Source organism: Olsenella sp. CU969 (assembly GCF_905219715.1).
In the GTDB taxonomy this organism is placed as follows: Bacteria; Actinomycetota; Coriobacteriia; order Coriobacteriales; family Atopobiaceae; genus Granulimonas; species Granulimonas faecalis.
In genome coordinates this window covers 1-2655 of sequence record NZ_CAJMXC010000129.1, presented here as the reverse complement: position 1 = coordinate 2655, position 2655 = coordinate 1, and the positions used below count along the sequence as shown (strand labels likewise).

The window sequence follows — 2655 nt, the reverse complement described above, 5'->3', positions numbered from 1 at the left end:
GACCACGCCACCGCCCGCCCGCGCCGCCGCTGGGTGGCGCCCACGATGGCCGTGGCCGTGCTGCTCGTCGCCTGGCAGGCCGTGGTGTCGCTGGGCGTCGTGCCGTCGTTCCTGCTGCCCGGGCCTGTGGACGTCGCCCGCGCCCTTGTGGACGACGTGCCGCTGCTCGCCTCCCACGCGCTCGTGACCATGGCCGAGGCCCTCGCCGGCCTCGCCCTGGGCGTGGCCGCGGGCTTCCTCATCGCCTGCGCCATGGAGCGGTTCGGCCCCCTCAGGCGCGCCCTCCGGCCCCTGGTCACCGTGAGCCAGACCATCCCCACCGTGGCCATCGCGCCGCTCCTCGTGCTCTGGCTAGGCTACGGCATGCTGCCCAAGGTGCTGCTCGTGGCCCTCACCACGTTCTTCCCGGTGACCGTGGCCCTGGCCGAGGGCTTCGCCTCGGCCGACCCCGACGCCTGCGACCTGCTCCGCACCATGGGCGCCTCGCGCCTCCAGGTGTTCCGCTACGCCAAGCTGCCGGCGGCCATGGGGTCGTTCTTCGGCGGCCTGCGCATCAGCGTTACCTACGCCGTGGTGGGCGCCGTGGTGGCCGAGTGGCTCGGCGGCTTCGACGGCCTGGGCGTCTACATGACGCGCGTGCGCAAGTCCTACTCCTACGACCAGATGTTCGCGGTCATCGCGATCATCTCAGCCCTGTCCCTCGCGCTCATGGCGGCCGTCGACGCGCTCGCGCGCCTGGCCATGCCCTGGCGCCGCCACGGAAGGAACCCCCAGCCATGACCGGCATCCCCCGTCGAACCCTGATCGAGACCGCCCTCCTCGCCCCCGCCGCCTGCGCCCTGGCCGCGTGCGCCGGTACGGGTGGCACTTCCGGCTCCGGCACCTCCGAGGACCCCGAGAAACTCACCTTCGTGCTCGACTACACCCCCAACACCAACCACACCGGCATCTACGTGGCCATGGAGAAGGGCTGGTACAGGGAGCGGGGCATCGAGCTGGAGGTCGTGCAGCCGCCCGAGGACGGCGCCGACGCCCTCGTGGGCTCCGGACGCGCCCAGCTGGGCATGGGCTACCAGGACGTCATGGCCAACTACCTGGGCAGCGACGACCCGCTGCCGGTGACCGCGGTCGCGGCCGTGGTGCAGCACAACACGNGCGGCATCATCTCCCGCAAGGGCGACGGCGTCACGCGGCCGGCGGCCCTGGCGGGTAGGCGCTACGGCACGTGGGACCAGGACGTGGAGAAGGCCATCGTGAGGAGCGTGGTGGAGACGGACGGCGGCGACTGGTCCCAGGTGGAGCTCGTGCCCGCCAACTCCACCGACGAGGTCACCGGCCTCAAGGCCGACCAGTTCGACGCCATCTGGTGCTTCGAGGCCTGGGCCGGGCAGAACGCCAAGGTCCAGGACTACCCCGTGGACTACTTCGCCTTCCGCGACATCGACCCGCGGTTCGACTACTACACGCCGGTCATCGTCGCCAACGACACCTTCCTCGCCGAGCAGCCGGACACCGTGCGGAGGTTCCTCGATGCCACGGCCAGGGGTTACCTCTACGCCTCCGAGCACGCGGACGAGGCCGCCGACATCCTCGTGGAGGCCGCCCCCGAGGTGGACCCCGAGCTCGCCCGCGCCTCCCAGGAGTACCTTGCCGACAAGTACGTGGCCGACGCCCCCCGCTGGGGCTATATCGACCCGGAGCGCTGGGCCTCGTTCTACACGTGGATGAACGACCAGGGCCTTACGGCGGAGAGGCTGGACCCCGAGGGCGGCTTCACGAACGACTACCTGCCCGGCGGTGAGTGACGTGGTGCCGGTCCTCGAGGCGTGCGGCCTCACGGTCTCCTGGGAGGGCATGGGGGTGCTGGACGACGTCTCGCTCTCCGTGGGCGCCGGCCAGCTCGTGTGCCTCGTGGGCCGTTCCGGCTCCGGCAAGTCGACGCTGTTCCACGCGTNGGCCGGGCTCTCGATGCCCGACGCCGGCACCGTGCTCCTGGAGGGGGAGGACGTCACCGGGCACCCCGGCTCCNTGGCCTACATGCTGCAGAAGGACCTGCTCCTGCCCGAGCGCACCGTGCTCGACAACACCGCCCTGCCGCTCCTGCTCAGGGGCGTGCCCAAGGCCGAGGCCCGCACCCGGGCGTCGGGGAGGTTCGCCCGGTTTGGCCTCGAGGGCAGCCAGGGTCTCTACCCGGACCAGCTCTCCGGCGGCATGCGCCAGCGGGCCGCGCTCCTGCGCACCTGCCTCATGGACGACCCCGTGGTCCTCATGGACGAGCCCTTCAGCGCGCTGGACGCCCTCACGCGGCAGGACATGCGCGCATGGCTCCTCGACCTCGTGGACGCCGTCGGGCTCACGGTGCTGCTCGTCACCCACGACGTCGACGAGGCCGTGGCCCTGGCCGACCGCATCCTCGTGCTCCGGGGCGACCCCGCGGCCGGCGTGCCCTCCTCCGTCGCGGGCGAGGTGGACGTGGACTGTCCCCGGGCCGATCGCACGGGGTTCGTGCTCACAGAGGCCGCCCTCGAGGTCAAGCGGGCGGTGCTCGCGCTGCTCTGAGGGCCGGGTGCGGCGGATGCGGTCGAGGGGCGTGGCGACGGCCGGGGCCGCCCCCCCCCGCGGCGCCCCGGCGGTCGCCACGCCCCTCGCCCGCAT

The 2655-nt window shown here is 72.6% G+C and carries 3 protein-coding genes; all 3 read left to right on the top strand.

Translation table 11 applies throughout. From position 1 onward, the window contains the following. Nucleotides 1-45: 45 nt before the first annotated feature. On the top strand, nt 46-780 hold the full coding sequence (locus JX283_RS08130; protein ID WP_204830126.1) for an ABC transporter permease: 735 nt from the start codon (nt 46-48) through the stop codon (nt 778-780). Next, the gene (locus JX283_RS08125; protein WP_204830124.1) at nt 777-1805 is read left to right on the top strand and encodes an ABC transporter substrate-binding protein; all 1029 of its coding nucleotides are present in this window, start codon (nt 777-779) and stop codon (nt 1803-1805) included. The genes JX283_RS08130 and JX283_RS08125 overlap by 4 nt, the downstream gene beginning before the upstream one ends. After that, nucleotides 1798-2559: an ABC transporter ATP-binding protein gene (locus JX283_RS08120; protein ID WP_239652552.1), complete on the top strand. Its 762-nt coding sequence runs from the start codon at nt 1798-1800 to the stop codon at nt 2557-2559. The genes JX283_RS08125 and JX283_RS08120 overlap by 8 nt, the downstream gene beginning before the upstream one ends. Nucleotides 2560-2655 lie beyond the last annotated feature (96 nt).

Excerpts from the sequence above, each read along its gene's own strand:
- JX283_RS08130 (WP_204830126.1), top strand. The coding sequence starts at position 46 with ATGGCCGTGGCCGTGCTGCTCGTCGCCTGGCAGGCCGTGGTGTCGCTG.